Genomic DNA, 25,782 nt, shown 5'->3' on the forward strand with positions numbered 1-25,782 from the left:
CCTAATCAGGTGTCAGCCCGTCAGGAAAATCCGCCGAGATCGCCACGAATTCGCGGCGAGAACTCCACAAAGAAATCACGAAGAGATATTTTTCTTCAGGATCAACGACTTGAGAAATGCCGGGAACAGGGCTGGCGCCGACCGGGGCAGCTGCATGACGCCGATGTCAGCGCCATCGCTGACCGCCAGGGCGACGTACAGATCCCGGCCATCGGCGCTGGCACTGATGCCGTTGCCCGCGCTGAGCCGCTGCCGATCCAGGCAGCGCTCGGGGGCTTCGGTCCCGGCCTGGATATGGATCAAGGTCGTACCGCACGCGGTCGAATTGCCGAGATACCCGATGCCACCGGTGCCTGCCACCGTCCAGGTGCGATAGCGCCATCGGCTGGGCCGGTCTTCACTGACCTGCTGCACGCTGGCCGGGGACAGTGCCGCATCCACCGACCACAAACCGCCGGACGCCAGGCGTGTGAACAGCACGCGGCCATCACCCCGATCGAAACGTGCCTGGGAGACGCCATCGATGCTGGCCAGGCGGCGCCAGGGGGTTACGCTGCGATCGAACAGGCTCAATCGGGTGCGCTGCTCTGCATCGCGCTCGACCACCAGCAACTGTTCCGGGGTTGCCCCGTACAGGGCCTGCAGGGGCTGATCGACCGGAACCGGCAACGGTTGCAGGTGCTCGTCGCGCGGCGCGATCTCGTAGACCACGGTGCGCCCATGCTCATCACGCCCGACCACCAGCAACTGGCGGCTGTCGGCCGACCAGTCCGGCGCCTGCCGCCCCTCCGGACGCAGGCCCTCGATCGGCCGCAGTGAATCGGGCCGCTGCATGTCCGCCCACCACAGCGCGAAACTGCCGGAACGATCGGATGTGAAGACCAGCTGGCGACCGTCGGGCGCCGCCATCGGCTGCCCGTCACGCCCGCTGGACGCGAACAGCCGCTCGGCGCTGCCGCCGGCCATCGGCACCTTGAACACGCCGAACTGGGCACGGCGGTGAACGAAGGCCAGCACGTCGCCGTGGCGTGACACCGCAGGCCATTGTGCGTCGTCGAGGCCGGCATCACGCAGGGTGCGGCGCTCGACGTCCAGGTAGTACAGCCGCACCTCGCTGTCCACGCGCCGGCCGAACACGATGCTGCGACCATCGCCCAGCCAGGCCCAGCCACGCTGTTCGGCCGATTCGTTGGTCAACTGCTCCAGCTCGCCGCCCCCGGCCGGCATCCGCCACAGGTCGCCCATCTGCGGATTGCGCACGAACACCAGCCACTTGCCGTCGGGCGAGTAGCGTGGCGCGTAGTCAAAATCATCCTGGTCGACCGCATAGTCCAACGCCCGCCACTGGCCGCTGGCCAGGTCGAGCACACGGATGCCGCGATGGGCATAGCGGCCCACCATGCTGCCAAAGACCAGGCCGCGGCCATCCGGAGTCCAGTCGAAGCTGAGCAGTTCGGTTCCGTCGCAGCGGGTCGCCTGGCGCACACCGCCGCCGGTCGCGCTGGCGATCAGCACCTGGCAACCGCCGTCGGCTCCAAAGCGGGCAAAAGCGATCTCGCGCCCGTCCGGTGACCAGCTCGGGAAGCGGTCACTGGCTCCCTTCGGCGGCAGCGCCAGCTGCCGGGCCGGCGCATTGCCCGAGGTCTGCACCTTGATCGCGCCACCACCGGCGCCGTCCTCGTTGGCGCCTTCGTAGGCAACCTGGGAGCCATCCGGCGAAAGCGTGGGATAGGTTTCAAAACCACTGGTGGCGGTGATCAGGCGGTAGGGACGCTGCGGGCTGCCGATCACCCGCACGCCGTTCTCGACGGCGGCATCCACCGGTGAGCTCGGCTCCGGCCCACGCCGGAGCAGCAATGTGGCCATGACCAGCAGCGCGGCCAGCATCATCACACCCAGCACCCACAACAGCTGGCGGCGCAGCTGGCGCCAGCCGCGCCGGCGTGAAGGCGCTGCCGGCACGGCCATCGCCGGAATCGTGCCGGTACCGTCCGGCGACGGCATCGCGTCCGCAACGGCTACCGCTTCCACTTCCGCCACCGGCTCGAAGTCGTCCAGCGCCTGCACCGGCACCAGCAGCCGATAACCGCTCTTGGCGATGGTTTCGATGTAGGCCTGGCTGTTGTCGTCGTCGTTGGCGAACGCCTTGCGCAGCTGGGTGACGGCCTGGGTCAGCACGTCATTGGTCGGCAACGTATCGGGCCAGACCTCGGCAAACAGCTCTTCACGGGTAACCACGCGCCCCGGCTGCCGCATCAACACGCGCAGCACGCCCAGCGCTTTCGGCGTCAGCCTCCGCGGACGGCGCGCGCCTTCGACCTCGACCTCACGCGAGGACAAGGTAATGACGCAGTCGCCGACCTGCACGCGGTCGGCCTCGATGGGCGTGAGTTCGCTGCTGTTCATTTTCCGCTATACAGTAGGGACGGGACCTGGGCAGGGCTCACCAGCAATACCGTCCCCACCGTCCCTGGACAGGGTCATCGAAAAGCCAGATTCCGCACAAAGCATCGGCGCATACCGCAAAAACAATAACGCCCCCGGATATTAGCCTAAGCCGGTTACCCCGCCTATGACGGGGTCGACACTCAGGCTCTCTCTCGCCGACGCATTCACATAATCTGCATCACTATTCGCGCCCTTTTGGGCGCGAAATTTTTATCTGGCGTTCATTTTCACATGCGCCGAAGCATGGTCAATCCGACCAGACGCGACACCACCAGGCCGATATACATGACGCCTGCGAACTGTTCGAGCATCACCAGGGCCCGTGCCTGCGGGTGCAGCGGCACGACGTCGCTCAATCCAACACCGGACAACAAGCTGAAGCTCAGATAAAGCAGCTCCATCCAACTGCGCTCGGGGCCCGCGGTCGTACCCTGGAAACTGCCTGGATACCACTGCTGGCACACCGCGAACGCAAAGGCGAACGCCCAGGCCAGCAGGGTGAAGGTTGCCCCGGCCGCGAACAGCTCGTCGCGGGTCACTCGATGGTCCTGCAGCATGTAGGCGATCAATGCCCCCGCCGTATAGAAGTACAGCAGGCTTTCCAGCAGCTGTGCCGTGGTCAGCAGCGCGCTGCGGTCCAGAAGCGCCCCAGCCAGCGAGAACACCACCGAGGGAATGGCCAGCAGCAATGCCAGCCAGGTTCCCAACGGGCTGCGCTGGACCACCCACAGCGCCAGGCCGAGCACCGCCATGCCGAACATGCCCAGCGCCGCCCGGCCAGCGGCGGTGTCATCCAGCGCGGGATACAGCAGGACCGCCAGCAGCTGGGCCCCCAGCAGCCATGCCGAGGGGTGGCGGCGGGCGATTGCCAGCCAGCGGGTGGTCAAGGCAACAGGCATGGCGTCCTTTCCGCTGGGCAGTGGCCGGAGCATAACGGGTCGCGCCGGGCCACGCCCGGCGGTTCTCCTGGACCGCGGCGCCGTCCAGGAGAACCGCCGGGCGCTACCGGTGCAGCATCATCCCTGGCGGTAGACCTCGGCACCGGCAGCACGGAACTCCTGCGACTTCTCCTTCATGCCGGCCTCTGCGTAGTCACGTACGTCCTGGGTGATCTTCATCGAACAGAAGTGCGGGCCGCACATCGAGCAGAAATGGGCCAGCTTGTGCGCGTCCTTCGGCAGCGTCTCGTCGTGGAATTCCTTGGCCTTCTCCGGATCCAGCCCGAGATGGAACTGGTCCTCCCAGCGGAACTCGAAGCGCGCCTTGCTCAGCGCGTTGTCGCGCACCTGCGCGCCCGGGTGCCCCTTGGCCAGGTCGGCCGCGTGCGCGGCAATGCGGTAAGCCATGATGCCGTCGCGCACGTCCTGGCGGTTGGGCAGTCCAAGGTGCTCCTTCGGCGTCACGTAGCAGAGCATGGCGGTACCGAACCAGCCGATCATCGCCGCACCGATCGCGCTGGTGATGTGGTCGTAGCCCGGCGCGATGTCGGTCGTCAGCGGACCCAGCGTGTAGAACGGCGCTTCGCCGCACTCGCGCAGCTGCTTGTCCATGTTCTCCTTGATCAGCTGCATCGGCACGTGGCCGGGGCCTTCGATCATGGTCTGCACGTCGTGCTTCCAGGCGATCTTCGTCAGTTCGCCCAGCGTCTCCAGCTCGCCGAACTGTGCCGCGTCGTTGGCATCGGCAATGCAGCCCGGGCGCAGGCCGTCGCCCAGCGAGAAGGTCACGTCATAGGCCTTCATGATTTCGCAGATCTCTTCGAAATGCGTGTAGAGGAAGTTCTCCTTGTGGTGCGCCAGGCACCACTTGGCCATGATCGAGCCACCGCGGCTGACGATGCCGGTAACGCGCCTGGCGGTGAGCGGCACGTAACGCAGCAGCACGCCGGCATGGATGGTGAAGTAGTCCACGCCCTGCTCGGCCTGCTCGATCAGCGTGTCGCGGAAGATTTCCCAGGTCAGTGCCTCGGCACGGCCATCGACCTTTTCCAGCGCCTGATAGATCGGCACGGTACCGATCGCCACCGGCGAGTTGCGGATGATCCATTCACGGGTTTCGTGGATGTGCTTGCCAGTGGACAGATCCATCACCGTGTCGCCGCCCCAGCGGATCGCCCACACCAGCTTCTCCACTTCCTCGGCGATGCCGGAAGACACGGCGCTGTTGCCGATGTTGGCGTTGATCTTGGTGAGGAAGTTACGGCCGATGATCATCGGCTCGCTTTCCGGATGGTTGATGTTGTTGGGCAGCACCGCACGACCACGGGCAATCTCGTCGCGCACGAACTCGGGGGTGATGATCTTCTGGATCGAAGCACCGAACGCTTCGCCCGGGTGCTGCTGCAGCAGTCCGGCATCGCGGATCGCGTCCAGGCGCTGATTCTCGCGGATGGCGACGAATTCCATTTCCGGCGTGATGATGCCGCGCCGCGCGTAGTGCATCTGGGTGACATTTGCACCAGTACGTGCGCGGCGTGGCAGGCTGCGTGCGGGGAAACGCACCGCATCGAGCTTCGGGTCATGTTCGCGGTCGCGGCCGAACGAAGAGCTGAGGCCGTCGAGCTGTTCGGTATCCCCCCGTTCTTCCACCCAGCCACGGCGCAGCGCCGGCAGGCCTGCGGAAAGATCGATATGCACGTCAGGATCGGTGTAGGGGCCGGACGTGTCATAGACCGTTACCGGCGCATTCTCCTCGCCGCCGAACAGCGTCGGCGTGCGGGTCAGCGCGATCTCGCGCATCGGTACCAGGAGATCCGGGCGCGAACCAGGCACATGGATCTTGCGCGAACCGGGAATCGGCCGGGTCACGGATTCAGAGAGTTGCTGGGCCTGTTGCTGCAGGGCGGAGAGCTGTGCGTTCATCGGGCATCGTCCAGGAAGGTCAGGGACGAAGCGGCGGCGCACTGCGCCCGCGCACGGACGGTCCTTGGGCGGAGTCCGGGCACGGCTGCACTGCAAAGCTTCCCTACGCCGGTATGAGCCGGATCAGGTTCCAAGGGACTGTCTCAACCGTGGCCACATGGCCCGGTACCCCCGCTTCTTGCTGCGCATTAGAGCATAGACCGCCCGCCTCCGGAGTTGCTCCCGGGGTCAGATCCGCTTTCCTGCGGAAAGCGGATCTGACCCCAATCGCTATTCGTTAACAGAACCGTGACATCGCGTTCAGTAACGTGCACGCGCATCGTGTCGTCGCGAACGATGCTTATCTCGCCGCCTTCGCGGCTCCTGCCCGGTCTGTGCTGCATGTCGCCGGCCCCTCGCAGCAAGCTCTGCTCGCTCCCCTCAATCCCTTGATCGGAGAAGCTCCTTCATGGTGTTTCGCGTTTCCATCGCACTGGTTCTGCTTCTGGTGCTGCTTGCCGGTGTTGCACCGGGCCCCTTCAATACGGTGGTGCAGTCGGTACTCGCCGATGTCGTCCGCAGTGTCGGCTGGCTCTATCTTCTGGTCGTGTTCCTGGCGCTGACTTTCCTGATGTACTTGGCATTCGGTCGCTTCGGCAACCTGCGCATCGGTGGTGAAGATGCCGAGCCGGAATTCTCCCGCGCCAGCTGGATGTCGATGCTGTTCGCTGCCGGCATGGGCATCGGCCTGGTGTTCTGGGGTGCGGCCGAACCGATCTCGCATTTCAGCAAGCCGCCCGAGGGCCTGGCGCCGCAAAGCATGGACGCCGCGCGCGCCTCGATGCGCTATGCGTTCTTCCACTGGGGCCTGCATCCGTGGGCGATCTATGCGCTGATCGGCCTGGCGATGGCCTGGTTCCAGTTCAACCGCAACGGGCGCGGCCTGGTCAGCGACATGCTGCAACCGATCATCGGCCGTCACCATCGCGGCTGGATCGGTCGGGTAGTCAACATCGCTGCCGTAGTTGCCACGGCGATTGGTGTCGCCACCACGCTCGGCTTCGGCACCATCCAGATCGCGGCAGGTATCGAACGCGTCTTCAGCGTGCAGGCCACCGTCGCGGTGCAGATGACCATCATTGCCGTCGCCTTCGTGCTGTACATGGCCTCCACCGCCAGTGGCGTGGAACGCGGGGTGAAATGGCTGTCCAACTTCAACCTGGCATTGGCTGCGTTGCTGGCAGCCATCCTGCTGGTGCTTGGGCCGACCGGCTTCATCTTCGATACGTTCACCACCACGCTGGGCTCCTACCTCAACCAGCTGGTGACGATGAGCCTGCGCATGTCGCCTTTTTCCGGTAGCACCTGGGTGGCGGACTGGACGATCTTCTACTGGGCCTGGTGGATCTCGTGGGCACCGTTCGTGGGATCGTTCATCGCGCGCATCTCGCGTGGCCGCAGCGTGCGCGAATTCGTGATCGGCGTAGTGCTCGCGCCGACGCTGCTGGGCTTCTTCTGGTTCGCGGTGTTCGGCGGCACCGCGCTATGGGCACAGATCTTCGGCCACGCCGATCTGGTGCAGGCGCTGGGCAATGGCTACGAGACGGTGCTGTTCACACTGTTCGACAGCATGCCGCTACCGCTGTTGCTGTCGTGCATCGCGCTGGTACTGCTGATGATCTTCTTCGTAACCTCGGCCGATTCGGCGGTACTGGTGCTGGCCAGCATGTCCACCGACGAGGCCGGCGACCCACCGCTGAAGCGCAAGCTGGCCTGGGGCATTGCGGTGGCGTTGATCGCAGCGGCGTTGCTGCTGGCCGGTGGACTGGACGCGCTGCAGGGCATGATCACGATCGCAGCATTGCCGTTCGCGTTGCTGATGGTGCTGGTGATGGTGTCGCTGTACCGGGTTCTGGACCAGGAGTACACGCGTGAGCGACGTCAGGCGCAGCGCCAGCGGCACATGATCGATGCGTGGATCGCGCGCGAGATGGCGGCGCAGGAGGAGACCCAGGCGGAGGCCGCACGCGCGCAGGATCGGGATTGAGGGTTGTTTTGCAGCCTGCGGCTGCACCGCTTTTTTCAAGCAACGGCAACAACAACTTCAAAAGCGGCTCTGGGTTGCTGCTGGTTTGGCGGGGCGGTGTGGGCTGGCAGGACACGCCGTAAACCCATTCCTGGGGGCTCGATGGCGCCATCCATGGCGCCAACGGTCCTGCCAGCCCACGCCGCCCCACCCCCGACAGTTTCCGTGTGACGGTGGGTTTTCCACGCTATGCGTGGATGAGGTGTATCGGAAAACAAGAAGGGGTCGGATCCGCTTTCCTTCGGAAAACGGATCTGACCCCAACCCACAGCGCGCGGCTGTTGCTGTTGCTGTTGTCTTTGCTTTTGATCTTCTTCTTTCTCTTCCTGCGGTGGCGGCCGCAGGAAACTGTCAGGGGCCGGGCGGGTGGGCTGGGGTGTCAGCCGCATGGGCCCGAGGCATGCCTCGGGCGGGTTGGGCGGGACGCCCAACCCCGGTCTTGCCGTGTGCGCAGGACAGCGCACACGAGCAAGCGGCTGCCAAGCCTGCAGGGACGGATTCACGGCGTCCCCCGACCAGCCCACCCGCCCGGCCAAGCCTCATATCACTGCCATCACCGCAGAGGGGGCTCAGCCCGATGGCCGGGAAACCTCAATACCCCGCCGCCTGCCCATCCTTGCGACTCTCCGAAGCACCGTAATAAACCCCGGTCTCAGGATCACGCATGATTGCCTGGTAGCCGCCATACGGGCCGTCGGCAAACACGATGCGATGCCCCTTGCGCATCAGCGCGCGCACCGTCTCGTACGGGAAGCCGGTTTCCAGATTCACTTCACCACCGTCGGTCATCGCCGTGGCCTGGCCGGTCGGTTCGGTTGAGCCTTCATGCTGGATGCGCGGTGCATCGCCGGCTTCCTGCAGGTTCATCCCGAAGTCCACCAGGTTCATCACGATCTGCGCGTGGCCCTGCGGCTGCATCGCGCCCCCCATCACGCCGAAGCTGGCATACGGCTTGCCGCCCTTGGTGATGAAGGCCGGAATGATGGTCTGGAACGGGCGCTTGCCCGGCGCGTAGCCGTTGGGATGGTTCTTCTGCAGCACGAACATCTCGCCACGATCCTGCAGGATGAAGCCCAGCCCCGGCGGCGCCATGCCACTGCCCATGCCGCGGTAGTTGGACTGGATCAGCGACACCATCATGCCGTCGGCGTCGGCCACGGTCATGTAGATCGTGTCGCCCTCCTCCAGCTGCTTGGGCGTGCCCGGCTGCACTTCCTTCAACGCCTTGTCCATCGAAATCAGCGCGCGACGCTGCGCCGCGTACTCCTTGGAGATCAGCTTCTGCACCGGTGCCGGCTGGAACGCCATGTCGGCGTAGAAGCGCGCACGGTCGGCGAAGGCCAGTTTCTTCGCTTCAACGAACAGGTGCACATGCTCCGGGGAGCCGAACGGGATCTTCGAGAAGTCGTAGCCTTCCAGCACGTTGAGGATCTGCAGCGCGGCAATGCCCTGGCTGTTCGGCGGCAGTTCCCACACGTCGTAGCCACGGTAGTTGCTGCTGACCGGCTCGACCCATTCACCGCGGTGGTCGGCCAGGTCCTGGTAACTCAGGTAGCCGCCGTTGGCCTTGAAGTAGTCGCCGATGGTGTGGGCGATCTCGCCCTTGTAGAAAGCATCACGGCCGCCGTCGGCGATCTTCTGCAGGGTGCTGGCCAGGTTCGGGTTCTTCCACATCTCGCCCTTGCGCGGGGCGTGGCCGTTGATCGTGAACTGCTCCTTGAAGCCCGGGTACTGCGACAGCTTCGGCACCGAGCGGTCCCAGTAGTAGGCGATCACTTCGGCCACCGGGTGGCCCTCGCGTGCGTAGCGGATGGCCGGCGCCAGATTGTCGGCCATCGGCTTGCGGCCGAAGCGATCATGCAGGGCGAACCAGCCATCGACCGCGCCTGGCACGGAGACCGGCAGCGGGCCGGTGGCTGGGATCTCCTTCAGGCCACGGCGCTGGAACTCGGCCAGGGTGAGCGATTTCGGCGAGCGGCCCGAGCCGTTGTAGCCATAGAGCTTCTGTGTCTTCGGGTCCCAGACGATGGCGAACAGGTCGCCGCCGATGCCGTTGCCAGTGGGCTCCATCAGACCGAGCGCGGCGTTGGCGGCAATGGCCGCGTCCACCGCCGAACCACCACTCTTCATCACGTCCAGCGCTACCTGGGTGGCCAGTGGCTGCGAGGTAGCGGCCATCGCATGTGGAGCGATCACCTCCGAACGGGTAGCGAAGGTATGGCCGGTGATACGGTCGGCGGCAAGGGACAGCGCGGGCACGGTGGCCAGCACGGCGGCGGCAAGCAGGGAACGGGCAAGGCGTCGGGACACGGTCGGGTTCCGATGGAAGGGTGGTTCCCCGATCTTCACCGCTGTGGCCTTCACGCGGTATCGGGCAGAGGTCATGGGCGCCTTGAGATCCCGGCGGGAGCGGGCGGGGGGCGGCTGTCGACAGATTCCTGCGAGCGCGGACACAACAGCCCCTCATTCCCGCGCAAAAGACCCACCGAAAAGACTGAATTCCGGTTCACCAAAACAATTTCAGCAGCAACCATCCTTGTGCCGCAAGCGATTGCGCTGGATGCAGCGGAAACCGATAAAAAATCCGTCGCCAGGGTTGACACCGCCGAAATGGCTGTGTTTCTCTCGATCACATGTTGCATCACAACACGCCACCGCGAACCCACATTGAAGCCGCCGACACCGGCGCCGCCTCGCTGCGTTCGATTCTTGTGCTCGTACTTATTACCCAACCAACAGGTGCGGGACGAGCCAGCGTGTAAGCAACAAACACACCGGAACTCATCAAAAACCCGCACCCGCCCCGGTGCGGGTTTTTTCATTTCAGGACCTGGTTTCAGACGCAACCACCATGCACACCGCCAACTTCAAAACCCGGACCCACACCACCACGACGCCTCGTGGCGGATGTTCGCGTGCGATGCATGGCACCTCCCCCACCGCTTTCCCCTGACCGGCCGGCACGTCACCTCGACGACCGGCCGTTCTTTTTTCTTCCCACCGCAAGGAACCTCCCCCATGAGCACCAACGACCTGCCCCAGACCAAGATCGCCGTCATCGGCTACGGCAGCCAGGGCCGCGCCCACGCACTGAACCTGCGCGAATCCGGCTTCGACGTGGTGGTAGGCCTGCGTCCGGGCGGCCCGACCGAGGTCAAGGCACAGGCCGACGGCTTCACCGTGAAAGCGCCGGCCGATGCAGTAAAGGATGCAGACCTGGTCGCCGTGCTGACCCCGGACATGGTGCAGAAGAAGCTCTACGACGACGTGCTGGCTGCAAACATGAAACAGGGGGCGGTGCTGTTGTTCGCGCATGGCCTGAACGTGCACTTCGACATGATCAAGCCGCGCGAAGACCTGGACGTGGTGCTGGTCGCGCCCAAGGGCCCGGGTGCGCTGGTGCGCCGCGAGTACGAGATCGGCCGTGGCGTGCCGTGCATCTGGGCCGTGTACCAGGACAAGAGCGGCAAGGCTGCCGAGTACGCGCTGGCCTATGCCGGTGGCCTGGGCGGTGCCCGCGCCAACCTGATCCAGACCACCTTCAAGGAAGAGACCGAGACCGATCTGTTCGGCGAGCAGGCCGTGCTGTGCGGCGGTGCCTCGGCGCTGGTGCAGGCCGGTTTCGAGACCCTGGTCGAAGCCGGATACCAGCCGGAGATCGCCTACTACGAAGTACTGCACGAGCTGAAGCTGATCGTCGACCTGTTCTATGAAGGCGGCATCTCGCGCATGTTGGAGTTCATCTCCGAGACCGCGCAGTACGGTGACTACGTCAGCGGCCCGCGCGTGATCGATGCCGGCACCAAGGCGCGCATGAAGGAAGTGCTGAAGGACATCCAGGACGGCACCTTCACCAAGAACTGGGTGGCCGAGTACGAAGCGGGCCTGCCGAACTACAACAGGTTCAAGCAGGCCGACCTGGAACACCCGATCGAGAAGGTAGGCAAGGAACTGCGCGCCAAGATGGTCTGGTTGCAAGGTCAAGCCGCGTAACAACGCGGCACCCCCACCCGCTCTGCAAGGTTCCCCCATGAACTCTCCCACACACCGCAGCACGCCGCCCAACGGCGCGCGCTGGCTGACCGAGGCGCTGGAGGCCGAGGGCGTCCGCACGCTGTTCGGCTATCCCGGCGGCACCATCATGCCGTTCTACGACGCGCTGGTGGACTCGTCGCTGAAGCACATTCTGGTACGCCATGAGCAGGGTGCGGCGTTGGCTGCCAATGGCTTCGCCCGCGCCAGCGGCCAGGTCGGCGTCTGCGTGGCCACCTCCGGCCCGGGCGCTTCGAACCTGGTCACCGGCATCGCCGACGCGATGCTGGATTCGGTGCCGATGGTCTGCATCACCGGCCAGGTCGGCACGTCGCTGCTGGGCACCGATGCCTTCCAGGAGCTGGATGTGTTCGGCCTGACGATGCCGATCGTCAAGCACAGCTGGCTGGTGCGCAGCGTCGATGACCTGCCGCGCGTGGTGGCCGATGCCTTCCGTATTGCCCGCGAAGGCCGCCCCGGCCCGGTGCTGATCGACCTGCCCAAGGACGTGCAGCTGGCCGATGCCAGCCATCTGCCGGTGCATGTGCCGAGCAGCATCGAACCGCCGCCGGCGCCGGCCGACGCGGCCATCGCCGAGGCCATCGCCGCGCTGGCGGCAGCCGAGAAGCCGGTGGTCTACGCCGGTGGCGGCATCGCGCTGGGTGACGCCGTGCAGGACCTGCGCGACTTCGTCGAAGCCAGCGCGATTCCCACCGTGATGACCCTGCGCGGCCTGGGTGCACTGCCGGCCAGTCATCCGCAGTCGCTGGGCATGCTGGGCATGCACGGCACCCGCGCGGCCAACATGGCGGTGCAGGAAAGTGACCTGCTGCTGGTGCTGGGTGCGCGTTTCGATGACCGTGCCACCGGCAAGCTGGCCGAGTTCGCACCGTTCGCCCGCGTCGTCCACATCGATGCGGACGCGTACGAGATCTCCAAGCTGCGCAGTGCCGATGTCGCCGTGCCCGGCAATGTCGGTCACGCCATCCGCGCCCTGCGTGCGGCCTTCCCCTCCCCCAAGGCCCATCAGGACGCATGGCGCAAGCGCTGTGCGCAGCACCGCGATCGCTTCGCGGCCCGCTACGACGCACCAGGCCAGCACATCTACGCACCGGCGCTGCTGAAGCGCCTGAGCGAGCTGGCCCCGGCCGATGCGGTGATCGCCTGCGATGTCGGCCAGCACCAGATGTGGGTGGCGCAGCATTGCCGCTTCAACCACCCCCGCAACCACCTGACCAGTGGCGCGCTGGGCACCATGGGCTTCGGCTTGCCGGCAGCGATGGGCGCGCAGTTCGCCTGCCCGGAGCGCACGGTGGTGCTGGTGTCCGGCGACGGCAGCTTCATGATGAACGTGCAGGAGCTGGCCACCATCGCCCGCTGCCGCCTGCCGGTGAAGATCGTGCTGCTGGACAACAGTTCGCTGGGCATGGTGCGGCAGTGGCAGGAGCTGTTCTTCGCCGAGCGCTACAGCGAGATCGATCTGTCCGACAACCCGGACTTCGTGGCACTGGCGCAGGTGTTCGGCATCGCCGCCACCCGCATCGACAACCGCGACGACGTGGAAGGCGGCCTGGCCGCGCTGCTGGCCGAACCGGGCCCGGCGCTGCTGCACGTGGCCATCGATGCACGCGCCAACGTGTGGCCGCTGGTGCCGCCGAACACTGCCAACAGCACGATGCTGGAAAGCAACCCCGCCCATGCCCGCCAGGAGACCCCCAATGCAATACCGGCTTGACCTGGTGCTGCACCCGGCCGAAGGCGCGCTGCTGCGCGTGATCGGCATGGCCGAACGCCGCGGCTTCGCGCCGCGCGCGATCAGCGGCGCGCCGGTGGCCGCCGACGATGGCCGCTGGCACCTGCAGCTGGTGGTGGACGGCCAGCGCCCGGCGGAAACGCTGTGCCGGCAGATCGAGAAGATCTACGACTGCGTGTCCGTGCAGGTCACCGCCGTGGAAGGAGTAGCCCCATGAACACCCGTACCGTAGCGACCACGGTGCCGGTACGGAGGCGTCTTCTTCGTCGCCCGTGCCCGCATGCGGCGGTCGCCCGCACCCCGCGGGTGGCCCATGCCGGCCGCTGACACCAGCCAGGAAAGCGATGTCGGTGACGTAAGCGTTGCCGATGTCCTGGCAGCGCAGGCCCGCCTGCGCCGCTTCCTGCCGCCCACCCCGCTGCACCATGCCGAGCGCTTCGGCACCTGGCTGAAGCTGGAGAACCTGCAGCGCACCGGCTCCTACAAGGTACGCGGCGCATTGAACGCGCTGCTGGCCGGTCGCGAGCGCGGTGACACCCGGCCAGTGATCTGCGCCTCGGCCGGCAACCACGCCCAGGGCGTGGCGTGGGCGGCCTATCGTCTGGATGTGCCGGCCATCACCGTGATGCCGCACGGTGCCCCGGCCACCAAGATCGCAGGCGTCGCTCATTGGGGTGCGACCGTGCGCCAGCACGGCACCAGCTATGACGAGGCCTACGCCTTCGCGGTCGAACTGGCGCAACGCCATGGCTACCGCTTCCTGTCCGCGTTCGACGATGCCGATGTGATTGCCGGCCAGGGCACGGTCGGCATCGAGCTGGCCGCGCACGCGCCGGACGTGGTGATCGTGCCGATCGGTGGCGGCGGCCTGGCCTCCGGCGTTGCACTGGCACTGAAATCACAGGGCGTACGCGTAGTCGGCGCGCAGGTGGAAGGCGTTGATTCGATGGCACGCGCGATCCGCGGCGACGTGCGCGAGATCGCCCCCGTCGCCTCGCTGGCCGACGGCGTGCGGGTGAAGATTCCCGGCTTCCTGACCCGCCGCCTGTGTACCTCGCTGCTGGACGATGTGGTGATCGTGCGCGAAGCCGAACTGCGCGAAACCCTGGTCCGGCTGGCACTGGAAGAACACATCATCGCCGAGGGCGCCGGTGCGCTGGCGCTGGCTGCTGGCCGCCGCGTCGCGGGCCGCCGCAAGTGCGCGGTGGTCTCCGGCGGAAACATCGATGCCGGCGTCCTGGCCGGCCTGCTGACCGACATCCGACCGCGCCCGCCGCGCAAGCCACGGCGAAGGCGCAGCGAAACACCCCGCTCGCCCGCCAAGGCCAGCGCGCCGCCCTCCCCCACCTCTTCCCCTTCCCACCTGCAAGCCGCAACGCCCGCTGTCGAGGAGATTTCCCTGTGACCACCATCGAACGAATTACCACCCCGCGCATCCGCATCTTCGACACCACCCTGCGTGACGGCGAGCAGTCCCCCGGCTGCAGCATGAGCCCGCCGCAGAAGCTGGTGATGGCGCGTGCGCTGGACGAACTGGGCGTGGACATCATCGAGACCGGCTTCCCGGCCAGCTCGCAGTCCGACCGCGAGGCGATGGCACTGATCGGCCGCGAACTGCGCCGCCCGAGCCTGAGCCTGGCGGTGCTGTCACGCTGCCTGCAGGCCGACATCGAAACTTCCGCACGCGCTCTGGAAGCCGCGGTCAACCCGCGTCTGCACGTGTTCCTGTCGACCAGCCCGCTGCACCGCGAGCACAAGCTGCGGATGACCCGCGAGCAGGTCCTGGAGTCGGTACGCAAGCACGTAGCGCTGGCCCGTTCCTACATCGACGATGTCGAATTCTCGGCCGAGGATGCCACCCGCACCGAGCTGGATTATCTGATCGAAGTATCGCGCGTGGCGATCGCCGCTGGCGCCACCACCATCAACCTGCCCGATACCGTCGGCTTCACCACGCCGGAGGAAATCCGCGCGATGTTCCAGCAGGTCATCGCCGGCGTCGCCGACGTGCCCAATGCCGCCAACGTGATCTTCAGCGCGCACTGCCACAACGACCTGGGCCTGGCCGTGGCCAACTCGCTGGCCGCCATCGAAGGCGGCGCGCGCCAGGTCGAGTGCACCATCAACGGCATCGGTGAACGCGCCGGCAACTGCTCGCTGGAAGAAATCGCCATGGTGCTGAAGGTGCGCCAGGCCTTCTACGAGCAGGACACCGCGATCAACACTCCGCGCATCGTCGGCACCTCGCAGCTGCTGCAGCGCCTGGTCGGCATGCCGGTACAGCGCAACAAGGCGATCGTCGGCGCCAATGCCTTCGCCCATGAATCGGGCATCCACCAGCACGGCATGCTGCGCCACCGCGGCACCTACGAAATCATGCGTCCGGAAGACGTGGGCTGGGAAGATTCGCAGATGGTGCTGGGCCGCCACAGTGGCCGCGCCGCTGTTGAAGCGCGCCTGCGTGCGCTGGGCTTCTGGCTGGACGAAGACGAACTGAAGCTGGTGTTCGAGCAGTTCAAGGGCCTGTGCGAGCAGCAGCGCGTGGTCACCGATGCCGACCTGCAGACGCTGATGCAGGGCGGCTCCAACGCACAGGGCTACCGCCTGGCGTCGATGACCATCAGTGATGTTGGCAGCCGCGCCAACGCGCTGGTCGAACTGTCCGATCCGGACGGCAACCGCGTGGCCGAGACCGCGCAGGGCGACGGCCCGGTCGATGCGCTGTTCGGCGCGCTGTCGGCCGCCACCGGCGTGCAGCTGATGCTGGACAGCTACCACGTGCACAGCGTCGGCATCGGCGCCGATGCACGTGGCGAAGCCAACCTGAGCGTGCGCCACGAGGGCGTGGAGTACGACGGCACCGGCACCAGCAAGGACATCATCGAAGCGTCCGCGCTGGCCTGGCTGGATGTCGCCAACCGCCTGCTGCGCCAACGCCAGGCCGCCGCCCACAGCAGCACCGACGTTCCCACCCCCGCCACCGCCTGAGGAACCTGCCATGAGCGCCTTCGACACCCCCACCCCGGCCAGCGCCGCTGGCCAGCAGTGGAACGCCCAGGACTATGCGATCGATGCCGGCTTCGTGCCGCTGCTCGGCGGCGCGGTGGCGCGCCTGCTCGATCCGCGCGCCGGTGAGCGCATCCTCGATCTGGGTTGTGGCGATGGCGTACTCAGCACCGAGCTGGCGCTGAGCGGTGCGCGCATCCACGGCGTGGATGCCTCGCCGGAGCTGGTGATCGCCGCCCGTGCGCGCGGTGTCGACGCGCAGGTGATGGACGGCCACGCGCTGTCGTTCGACAGCGCGTTCGATGCGGTGTTCAGCAATGCGGCATTGCATTGGATGACGACTCCGGACCGCGTGCTGGAAGGCGTGCGCCGTGCCCTGCGCCCCGGCGGCCGTTTCGTCGCCGAGTTCGGCGGCCATGGCAACGTGGCCACGATCATCGCGGCGGTACAGGCCGCACGCGTGGCTCATGGCCACGGCGCCAGCGCGTTCCAGTGGTACTTCCCGACGGCCGATGCCTACGCCGACCGCCTGCGCCAGCATGGCTTCCAGGTTCAACTGATCGAGTGCACGCCGCGCCCGACCGCACTGCCGACCGGTGTGGCCGGCTGGCTGCGGGTATTCGCCGCACCGCTGCTGGATGACCTGCCGGCCGAGGCACGCGCCACCGTGCGCGAGGCCGCCACGGCACTGCTGGCCGAGCTGCCGCGCAATGCCGCCAGTCAGCCACTGGCCGACTACGTGCGGCTGCGCGTGCTCGCCCGCCGTCGCTGACTTGACCGTTCCGCTTTCTTTACTGATGTTCGCTATTTCGTACTTCTGCCAGGCATACGCATGACTTCCGCACCCCGCACCCTGTACGACAAACTGTGGGACGCCCACGTGGTGGTTCCCGAATCCGACAGCGCGCCCGCCGTGCTGTACATCGACCTGCACCTGATCCACGAGGTCACCTCGCCGCAGGCGTTCACCGAGCTGCGCGAACGCGGTCTGTCGCCGCGCCGCCCGGACCGCACCAAGGCGACGATGGATCACTCCACGCCGACCCTGCCGGCCGCAGCCGACGGCACGCTGCCCTATGCCAGCGCCGCCTCCGAGGCACAGGTCGCCACGCTGGCACGCAACTGCGCCGAGCACGGCATCGAGCTGTTCGACATGGCTTCGGACAACCGCGGCATCGTCCACGTGATCGCGCCGGAACAGGGCTTCACACAGCCGGGCATGACCATCGTCTGCGGCGACAGCCATACCTCCACCCACGGTGCGTTCGGTTCGCTGGCCTTCGGCATCGGCACCAGCGAAGTCGGCCACGTGCTGGCCACGCAGTGCCTGCTGCAGCGCAAGGCGAAGACATTCGCGATCACCGTTGATGGTCTGCTGGCGCCTGGCGTCGGCGCCAAGGACGTGGTGCTGCACATCATCGGCGTGATCGGCGTCAACGGTGGCACCGGCCACGTCATCGAGTTCCGTGGCAGCACCATCGAAGCGATGGACATGGAACAGCGCATGACCCTGTGCAACATGTCGATCGAAGCCGGCGCACGTGCCGGCATGGTGGCGCCGGACCAGGTCACCTTCGACTTCGTTGCCCGCACGCCGCGTGGCCCCAAGGGCGCCGACTTCGACGCCGCCGTCGCACGCTGGCAGCAGCTGCGCAGCGATGACGGCGCACGCTTCGACAGCGAAGTGCACATCGACGCCGCCGACATCCGCCCGACCCTGACCTGGGGCACGCATCCGGGTACCGCCATCGCGGTGGATGCGCCGATCCCCGCAGCCAACGATGCGGCCGCACAGAAGGGCCTGGACTACATGCACTTCCAGTCGGGCAAAGCGCTGGCCGGTACCCCGGTGGACGTGGTGTTCGTCGGCTCGTGCACCAACGGCCGCCTGAGCGACATGCGCGAAGTGGCGCAGGTACTGCGCGGTCGTCGCGTCGCCGAGCGGGTGCGCATGCTGGTAGTGCCGGGCTCGGAGATCGTCAAGCGCGAGGCCGAGGCCGAAGGCATCCACGAGATCGTGCGCGCGGCCGGTGCCGAGTGGCGCGAACCGGGCTGCTCGATGTGCATCGCCATGAACGGTGACCTGGTTGCACCCGGCCAGCTGGCCGTAAGCACCAGCAACCGCAATTTTGAAGGCCGCCAGGGCCCCGGTTCGCGCACGTTGCTGGCCTCGCCGATGAGCGCCGCGTGGGCCGCCGTGAACGGGCACGTTGCCGATACCCGCGAACTGTTCGCACAGGAGGTGGCGTGATGGCCGGTTTCCGTACCCTGACCTCGGCCAGCGTGGTGCTGCGCCAGACCAACATCGACACCGACCAGATCATCCCGGCGCGGTTCCTGTCCACCACCGAGCGCGCCGGCCTGGGCCGCAACGCGTTCAATGACTGGCGCTGGCAGGCCGACGGTTCGCCGGTGGCCGACTTCGCCTTCAACCAGCCGCACAACGCCGGCCGCAGCATCCTGCTGGCAGGCCGCAACTTCGGCTGCGGCTCCTCGCGCGAACATGCGCCGTGGGCGCTGACCGATCTGGGCCTGCGCGCCATCGTCAGCAGCGAGATCGCCGACATCTTCCGCGGCAACTCGCTGAAGAACGGCCTGCTGCCGATCGTGCTGGACGAGGCCGATGTGCAGGCGCTGATGCAGCGCCCGGACGATGAACTGACCATCGACGTCGCCGCGCGCGAGCTGCGCGCGCCTGACGGCCGCGTCTATTCCTTCCCGCTGGATGGCTTCTCGCAGACCTGCCTGCTGGAAGGTGTCGACCAGTTGGGGTATCTGTTGGGCCGTGTCCCTGAAATCGAACGTTACGAGAGTGAGCATGCACGCTGAAATTGTTGTCCTGCCCGGTGATGGCATCGGCCCGGAAGTGGCCGCCGCGGCAGTGGCCGTCCTGAAGGCCGTCGCCGAACGCTTCAACCACACCTTCACCTTCAGCGAGCACGACATTGGTGGCGTCGCCATCGACCGTCATGGCGATCCGCTGCCCGCCACCACGTTGACCGCCTGCCAGGCCGCCAACGCCGTACTGCTGGGCGCGGTTGGCGGCCCGAAGTGGTCCGACCCCAATGCCAAGGTGCGCCCGGAACAGGGCCTGCTGGCGATCCGCAAGGCGCTGGGCCTGTACGCCAACCTGCGTCCGGTGCGTACCCATGAAGCCGCACTGCACGCTTCGCCGATCAAGGCCGAGCTGCTGCAGGGCGTGGACTTCGTGGTGGTGCGCGAACTGACCGGCGGCATCTACTTCGGCGACAAGACCCGCGACGCCGACAGCGCCAGCGACCTGTGCCGCTACACCGTGGCCGAGATCGAGCGCGTGCTGCGCAGTGCCTTCCGCCTGGCCCAGCAGCGCCGCGGCAAGGTCACCTCGGTGGACAAGGCCAACGTGCTGGAGACCTCGCGCCTGTGGCGTGACGTGGCCGCGCGCATCGGCCGCGAGGAGTTCCCGGACGTTGCGCTGGAGCACCAGCTGGTTGATTCGATGGCCATGCACCTGCTGGCCAAGCCGCGCGAATACGATGTGATCGTGACCGAGAACATGTTCGGCGACATCCTCACCGATGAAGCCTCGATGCTGGCCGGCTCGCTGGGCCTGCTGCCATCGGCCTCGCTGGGCGAACCCGGCGCGGTCGGCATCTACGAGCCGATCCACGGTTCGGCCCCGGACATCGCCGGCAAGGGCATCGCCAACCCCTACGCGACGATCTTCAGCGCCGCCATGCTGCTGCGCCATTCGCTGGGCCTGGAAGACGAGGCCGCCGCGGTGGAAGCCGCTGTGCATGCGGTGCTGGATGACGGCGTGTTCACCGCCGACCTCGCGGCCAAGGGCCAGGCCGTCAGCACCGCCGCCGCCACCGACGCGGTGCTGGCCAAACTCAACTGATCCGGTAGCGCCACGCCATGCGTGGCGGCCTTTCCTTCGGACATTGCGCGCAGCCACCCATGGGGTGGCTCTACTGTAGATCCACGCCATGCGTGGATCGTTCGAATCTCGCGCGGTAGATCCACGCCATGCGTGGATGCAGCCATCCGTGCCAACCAGGGTTGGCACCCACCACCGCAGTAGAGCTACGCCACGCGTGGCTGGATTATTTGGTGGTGTACCCACCATTGACCAGGATCGTCTGGCCAGTCATCCACCAGCCGTCGGTGACCAGGAAGCGGATCCACGGCACGATGTCTGCGATGTCGGTCAGGCCGGTACGGGTGAAAGGCGACAGCGCCGCAGCCGTCTTGTGATACGCCTGCGCGTCGGCACTCTCGGCCGGATAGAAGAACGGCGTGTCCATCGGGCCGGGCCCGATCGCAGTCACCGAGATGCCGCGTTCGCCGAACTCCTTCGACGCCGCGCGGGTGAAATGCTCGACCGGCGCCTTGGTGCCGGCATAGCTGGAATAGAACGGCGTGAACGCGCCCAGCAGTGAGGTGACCAGGGTGCAGATGCGGCCGCCGTCGTTGACGTGGCGGCCGGCTTCCTTGAGGAAGAAGAACGCCGCCTTGGCGTTGACCGCGCTCATCTCGTCGTACTCCGCTTCGCTGATGTCCAGCAGCGGCTTCTTCAGTACCTTGCCCACCGTGTTGATGGCGATGTCGGGACGGCCGACCGCTGCCACGGCATCGGCGAACAAGCGCTCCATCGCTGCGGCCGACGTCAGGTCGCCCTGCAGGGCAACGGCCTTGCTGCCCGCGGCCTGCACCGCGGCGACGGTCGCTTCTGCGTCGGCCTGGGTGGCGGCGCTGTTGTAGTGGACGACGATGGCTTTGGCGCCCTGGCTGGCGAAGTCGCGGGCAATCAGCCCACCCAGGTTCTTGGCGCCACCGGCGATCAGCACGGTCTTGCCCTTGAGGGAATGGTCGGTCATGGCTTCGGTCTCTGGAGAGGGCTGCCCGGGGTGGCAACCCTGCCCTGACGACGATATCGTGCAGAAAACGCGGATAAAGCCCGCCACATTGACTTAACTTTCCAGAGCAAGCGAACAATGGACCGGATCGATCGCTTCCGCATCTTCACCCGGGTCGTGGAGTGCGCCAGCTTCACCCGCGCCGCCGACCAGCTCGGCCTGCCCCGCTCCACCGTCTCGGCGGCGATCGCGGAGCTGGAACAGCGGCTCGGCACCCGCCTGCTGCAGCGCTCGACCCGCCGGGTGTCCACCACCCATGATGGCGACGTGTTCCATGCCCGCTGCCTGCGCCTGATCGCCGAAGTCGAAGACGCCGAAACCCTGTTCCGCCAGGACGACGCGCAGCCGATGGGCCTGCTGAGGATCGATGTACCCAGCCGCATCGGCCGTCGCATCATCGCTCCGGCGCTGCCTGGGTTCTTCGCGCAGTATCCGCAGGTGGAAGTCGACCTTGGCATGACCGACCGCGCGGTGAACCTGATCGAAGACGGTTGCGATGCGGTGTTGCGGGTCGGCCAGCTGGGCGATTCCAGCCTGGTGGCGCGCACGCTGGGCCAGCTCGACTTCGTCAACGTTGCCGCGCCGGCCTATCTACGCGAGCACGGTGTGCCGGAGCATCCTGCCGACCTGCCGCAGCACCGAGCCGTGAACTACGCGTCGCCGACCACGGCACGGGTGGAACCATGGGAATGGCAGGATGGCGGCCAGCTGCGCACGCTGCCGATGCCCGGCTGGGTGCGCGTGAACAGCGCCGAGGCGTCGATCGCGTGCTGTGTCGCTGGACTGGGGCTTCTGCAGATTCCGCGCTACGACGTGCAGGCCGAGCTGCAGTCTGGTGCATTGGTGGAAGTGATGCCGCAGCACGTCGCGCAACCGCTGCCGGTGACCCTGTTGCAACCGCATCGGCAACATCGTGCGCTGCGCGTGCAGGTGTTCATCGAATGGCTGCTGCCGGTGCTACGGACCGGCCTGCAGTTGCGGGGGTGATCGGCCGGGCGGCTGCCCGGCGCCCGCAGAGGCGACTGCAACTGCAACTGCAACTGCAAAAGCCAGAGCGGCTCTGGGTTGTTGCTTGGTTGGCGGGGCGGGGGCAGGTGGCGGGACACGCCGCAAGTACGTCCCTGTAGGCTCGGCCACGGCATCCATGCCGTGGACGGTCCCGCCACCTGCCCCCGCCCCGCCTCCGACTGTTTCCCGGTGACGGTGGGTGGATCCATGCCATGTGTGGATGAGGTGTATCGGAAAAAACGAAGGGGTCGGATCTGTTTTCCAATGGAAAACGGTTCCGACCCCAACCATCAGCACGCGGCTATTGCTGTTGCTGTTGCTTTTCGCTCTTCTTCTTTCTCTTCCTGCGGTGGAGGCTGCAGGAAACTGTCAGGGGCCGGGTGGGTGTGCTGGGCGGGGGTGTCAGCCGCATGGATGCGGCTGCCAAGCTTACATGGACGTACTTGCTGCGTCCCCCGAACAGCCCACCCACCTGGCCCAACAGGCGATGCCGCATCTGAACCCACCGCAGAGGGGGCTCAGCCCGGTGGCCGGAAAACCCGGGGCATCACGCCCCGGATTCGTCCGGCTTCACCCGGAACCACGCCGCGTACAGCGCCGGCAGGAACACCAGGGTCAGCACCGTGCCCACGATCAGGCCGCCCATGATCGAGATCGCCATCGAGCCATAGAATGCGCTGCGCGACAGCGGAATCATCGCCAGCACGGCCGCCAGCGCGGTCAGAACGATCGGGCGGAAGCGGCGCACCGTCGCATCGATGATCGAGTGCCAGCGGTCATGCCCGGCATCGATGTCCTGCTGGATCTGGTCGATCAGGATCACCGAATTGCGCATGATCATGCCGGCCAGTGCGATCGTGCCCAGCAGCGCAACGAAGCCGAACGGCGCGCGGAACAGCAGCAGGAACAGGGTCGCACCGATGATGCCCAGCGGCGCGGTCACCAGCACCATCGCCGCACGCGAGAAGCTGCGCAGCTGCAGCATCAGCAGCGTGGCCACCACCACCAGGAACAGCGGCATGCCGGCCTTGATCGAGTTCTGGCCACGTGCCGAATCCTCCACGGTACCGCCTGTTTCCAGCAGGTAACCGTTCGGCAGCTCGGCACGGATGCCGTCCAGCGTCGGCAGGATCTGATGCACCACGTCCAGCGGCTGCAGGCCATCGCTGATGTCGGCACGCACGGTCACCGTCGGCAGGCGGTTGCGGTGCCAGATGATGCCGTCCTCGAAGCCATACTCCATCGTCGCCACCTGCGACAGCGTGATGCTGCCACCATTGGCGGTCGGCATCGACAGGCTGGACAGCAGCTCCAGCTGGTTGCGCTCGTCGGCCGGCCCGCGCAGCAGCATCTCGATCTGGCGGTTGCCTTCGCGGTACACGCTCACCGACTGCCCGGCCAGCGAACTGGACAGGAACTGACTGACCTGGGCACTGCTCACACCCAGCGCGCGGGCGCGCTCCTGGTCGATCACCAGCCGCACCACCTTGCTCGGCTCGCTCCAGTCCAGGTTGACGTTCATCACGTGCGGGTTCTCACGCACCTTGGCTTCGACCTGGCGCGCGATCGCCTGCACCTTCTCGATGTGCTCGCCGGAGATGCGCATCTGCACCGGATAGCCGACCGGCGGGCCGTTCTCCAGGCGGGTCACGCGCATCTGCACGTCCGGGAACTTCGGAATCACTTCGTGCAGCAGCCAGTCACGGGTGCTTTCGCGCGATTTGATGTCCTTGGCCAGCACCACGAACTGGGCGAAGTTGGTCGCCGGCAGCTGCTGGTCCAGCGGCAGGTAGAAGCGCGGCGAACCGGTGCCCACGTAGGACACGTAGTTGGCGATGCCCTCGCGGCTGGACAGCAGCTTCTCCAGCTTCTCGGCCTGGGCCTGGGTCGAGCGCAGCGACGCGCCCTCGGCCAGCTCGATGTCCACCATCAGTTCCGGCCGGGTCGAATCCGGGAAGAACTGCTGCGGCACGAAGCGGAACATCATCAGCGAGAACACGAACAGGGCGATGGTCGCGGCAATCACCCACCAGCGGTGGCGCAGGCAGCCATCGAGGAAGCGACGGAAGCTGCGGTAGAACGGGCGCTGGTACGGATCGTGGTCATGTCCGTGCTGCGGCGGCGCGATCAGGTTGGCCAGCGCCGGATAACGGTCGGCCCACTGCTGGCGCTTGGCGTGCCAGCGCGCGGACAGGCTGCCCGGCTTCGGCGGCTGCGGATTGAACAGGTCCGGCAGCATCTTGTCGCCCAGGTACGGAATGAACAGCACCGCCGCGATCCACGACACCACCAGTGCGATGGTCACCACCTGGAACAGCGAACGGGTGTATTCACCGGTGCTCGATGCCGCCGTGGCGATCGGCAGGAAGCCGGCCGCGGTGATCAACGTACCGGTCAACATCGGGAACGCAGTCGATTCCCAGGCAAAGCTGGCCGCGCGCAGGCGGTCGTAACCCTGCTCCATCTTGGTGGCCATCATCTCCACCGCGATGATCGCATCGTCCACCAGCAGGCCCAGCGCCAGCACCAGTGCACCCAGCGAGATCTTGTGCAGGCCGATGTCGAAGTAGTGCATGACGAAGAAGGTCATCGCCAGCACCAGCGGAATGGTCACGCCCACCACCAGGCCGGTGCGCAGGCCCAGCGAGAAGAAGCTGACCAGCAGCACGATCACCACCGCTTCGGTCAGCACCTGCACGAACTCGCCAACCGACTCTTCCACCGACTGCGGCTGGTCGGACACCTTGCGCAGCTGCATGCCGGCCGGCAGGGTCTTCTGCAGGCGCTCGAACTCGGCATCCAAGTTCGCGCCCAGCTTGAGGATGTCACCGCCGTCCTTCATGGCAACAGCCAGGCCGATGGCCTCTTCGCCCATGAAGCGCATCTTCGGCGACGCCGGATCGGCGAAACCGCGCTTGACCTCGGCGATGTCGCCCAGGTGCACGGTGCGGTCACCGGCGCGGATCGGGAACTGGCGGATCGCTTCGATATCATTGAACTGGCCGGTCACGCGCAGCTGCACGCGATCGGTGGCGGTCTCGAAGAAGCTGGTGCCGGTCACCGCGTTCTGGTCGGCCAGCGCCTGCTGCACCTGCTGCATCGACACCCCCAGCGTGGCCAGGCGCGTGTTGGACAGTTCGATCCACACCTTCTCGTCCTGCAGGCCGACCAGGTCGATCTTGCCGACGTCGGGCACGCGCTGCAGTTCCAGCTGGATGCGGTCGGCGTAATCACGCATCACCGCATAGTCGAAGCCCTTGCCGGTCAACGCATAGATGTTGCCGTAGGTGTCACCGAACTCGTCGTTGAAGAACGGACCAACGATCTCGCGCGGCAGCGTCGCGCGGATGTCGCCCACGCGCTTGCGCACCTGGTACCACAGATCCGGAATCTGCTTGGAACGCAGGCTGTCGCGGGCCATGAAGATCACCTGCGATTCGCCCGGGCGCGAATACGAGCGGATGAACTCGTACTCGCCGGTGTTCATCAGCGCCTTCTCGATCGGCTCGGTCACCTGCCGCGAGACCTGCTCGGCGGTGGCACCCGGCCACAGCGTGCGCACCACCATCGCCTTGAAGGTGAACGGCGGGTCCTCGGACTGACCCAGATGCTTGTACGACCATGCGCCGATCAGGGCGAAGGCGAGCATCGCAAACAGCACCAGCGGGCGATTGGCCAGCGCCCACTCGGAAAGATTGAAGCGGCGCACCG

Annotated in this window: 17 protein-coding genes and 1 riboswitch; of the genes, 11 read left to right on the plus strand and 6 right to left on the minus strand. The window is 66.5% G+C overall.

Annotated features, from left to right (window positions below; genetic code table 11):
- Positions 1-75 precede the first annotated feature (75 nt).
- The 3 genes from EZ304_RS07470 to thiC form a co-directional block, all read right to left on the minus strand.
- Entirely contained in the window at positions 76-2,406 is a 2,331-nt protein-coding gene (locus EZ304_RS07470; protein WP_142806690.1) for a winged helix-turn-helix domain-containing protein, read from the minus strand.
- 269 nt (positions 2,407-2,675) lie between these two features.
- On the minus strand, positions 2,676-3,347 hold the full coding sequence (locus tag EZ304_RS07475) for an ion channel (RefSeq protein WP_099552986.1): 672 nt from the start codon (positions 3,345-3,347) through the stop codon (positions 2,676-2,678).
- 117 nt (positions 3,348-3,464) lie between these two features.
- Positions 3,465-5,309 carry a phosphomethylpyrimidine synthase ThiC gene (gene thiC, locus EZ304_RS07480; RefSeq protein WP_142806691.1) on the minus strand — a complete coding sequence of 615 codons (1,845 nt, stop codon included), beginning with the start codon at positions 5,307-5,309 and terminating at the stop codon, positions 3,465-3,467.
- Between the two features lie 82 nt (positions 5,310-5,391).
- Positions 5,392-5,492: riboswitch (TPP riboswitch) on the minus strand.
- A gap of 265 nt (positions 5,493-5,757) precedes the next feature.
- On the opposite strand from thiC, the gene EZ304_RS07485 reads away from it, so the two are divergent.
- Positions 5,758-7,335 carry a BCCT family transporter gene (locus EZ304_RS07485; RefSeq protein WP_142806692.1) on the plus strand — a complete coding sequence of 526 codons (1,578 nt, stop codon included), beginning with the start codon at positions 5,758-5,760 and terminating at the stop codon, positions 7,333-7,335.
- Between the two features lie 630 nt (positions 7,336-7,965).
- On the opposite strand, the gene ggt is transcribed toward EZ304_RS07485, so the two are convergent.
- The gene (ggt, locus tag EZ304_RS07490; RefSeq protein WP_142806693.1) at positions 7,966-9,684 is read right to left on the minus strand and encodes a gamma-glutamyltransferase; all 1,719 of its coding nucleotides are present in this window, start codon (positions 9,682-9,684) and stop codon (positions 7,966-7,968) included.
- 708 nt (positions 9,685-10,392) lie between these two features.
- Here ggt and ilvC point away from each other — a divergent pair.
- The 9 genes from ilvC to leuB all read left to right on the plus strand — a co-directional run bounded on the left by ilvC (position 10,393) and on the right by leuB (position 20,045).
- Complete coding sequence (gene ilvC / locus EZ304_RS07495) at positions 10,393-11,367, plus strand: ketol-acid reductoisomerase (protein WP_099555194.1); 975 nt, start codon at positions 10,393-10,395, stop codon at positions 11,365-11,367.
- A gap of 37 nt (positions 11,368-11,404) precedes the next feature.
- On the plus strand, positions 11,405-13,141 hold the full coding sequence (gene ilvG / locus EZ304_RS07500) for an acetolactate synthase 2 catalytic subunit (protein WP_142806694.1): 1,737 nt from the start codon (positions 11,405-11,407) through the stop codon (positions 13,139-13,141).
- Complete coding sequence (locus EZ304_RS07505; RefSeq protein ID WP_049445555.1) at positions 13,125-13,376, plus strand: ACT domain-containing protein; 252 nt, start codon at positions 13,125-13,127, stop codon at positions 13,374-13,376. Before ilvG ends, EZ304_RS07505 begins: the two co-directional genes overlap by 17 nt.
- A 96-nt stretch (positions 13,377-13,472) precedes the next feature.
- Positions 13,473-14,564 (plus strand): threonine dehydratase, encoded by a 1,092-nt coding sequence (locus EZ304_RS07510; protein WP_142806695.1) that lies wholly within the window; start codon positions 13,473-13,475, stop codon positions 14,562-14,564.
- Positions 14,561-16,147 (plus strand): 2-isopropylmalate synthase, encoded by a 1,587-nt coding sequence (locus EZ304_RS07515; RefSeq protein WP_142806696.1) that lies wholly within the window; start codon positions 14,561-14,563, stop codon positions 16,145-16,147. Before EZ304_RS07510 ends, EZ304_RS07515 begins: the two co-directional genes overlap by 4 nt.
- Positions 16,148-16,157: 10 nt before the next feature.
- Positions 16,158-16,937, plus strand: coding sequence for a class I SAM-dependent methyltransferase (locus tag EZ304_RS07520; RefSeq protein ID WP_142806697.1), 780 nt, complete (start codon positions 16,158-16,160; stop codon positions 16,935-16,937).
- A gap of 60 nt (positions 16,938-16,997) precedes the next feature.
- A complete protein-coding gene (gene leuC, locus EZ304_RS07525) occupies positions 16,998-18,416 on the plus strand; it encodes a 3-isopropylmalate dehydratase large subunit (RefSeq protein WP_142806698.1) in 1,419 nt (472 codons plus the stop codon).
- A complete protein-coding gene (gene leuD / locus EZ304_RS07530; RefSeq protein ID WP_043400186.1) occupies positions 18,416-18,994 on the plus strand; it encodes a 3-isopropylmalate dehydratase small subunit in 579 nt (192 codons plus the stop codon). Before leuC ends, leuD begins: the two co-directional genes overlap by 1 nt.
- A complete protein-coding gene (gene leuB, locus EZ304_RS07535) occupies positions 18,984-20,045 on the plus strand; it encodes a 3-isopropylmalate dehydrogenase (protein ID WP_142806699.1) in 1,062 nt (353 codons plus the stop codon). Before leuD ends, leuB begins: the two co-directional genes overlap by 11 nt.
- Before the next feature lie 205 nt (positions 20,046-20,250).
- On the opposite strand, the gene EZ304_RS07540 is transcribed toward leuB, so the two are convergent.
- Positions 20,251-21,024, minus strand: a complete 774-nt coding sequence (locus EZ304_RS07540) for an SDR family oxidoreductase (RefSeq protein WP_142806700.1) — start codon at positions 21,022-21,024, stop codon at positions 20,251-20,253.
- Positions 21,025-21,141: 117 nt separating this feature from the next.
- Here EZ304_RS07540 and EZ304_RS07545 point away from each other — a divergent pair, with 117 nt between their 5' ends.
- A complete protein-coding gene (locus tag EZ304_RS07545) occupies positions 21,142-22,050 on the plus strand; it encodes a LysR family transcriptional regulator (RefSeq protein ID WP_142806701.1) in 909 nt (302 codons plus the stop codon).
- Positions 22,051-22,618: 568 nt separating this feature from the next.
- Here EZ304_RS07545 and EZ304_RS07550 read toward each other — a convergent pair.
- Positions 22,619-25,780, minus strand: coding sequence for an efflux RND transporter permease subunit (locus tag EZ304_RS07550; RefSeq protein WP_142806702.1), 3,162 nt, complete (start codon positions 25,778-25,780; stop codon positions 22,619-22,621).
- Between the last annotated feature and the right edge of the window lie 2 nt (positions 25,781-25,782).

Source organism: Stenotrophomonas maltophilia, from assembly GCF_006974125.1.
GTDB lineage: Bacteria > Pseudomonadota > Gammaproteobacteria > Xanthomonadales > Xanthomonadaceae > Stenotrophomonas > Stenotrophomonas maltophilia_O.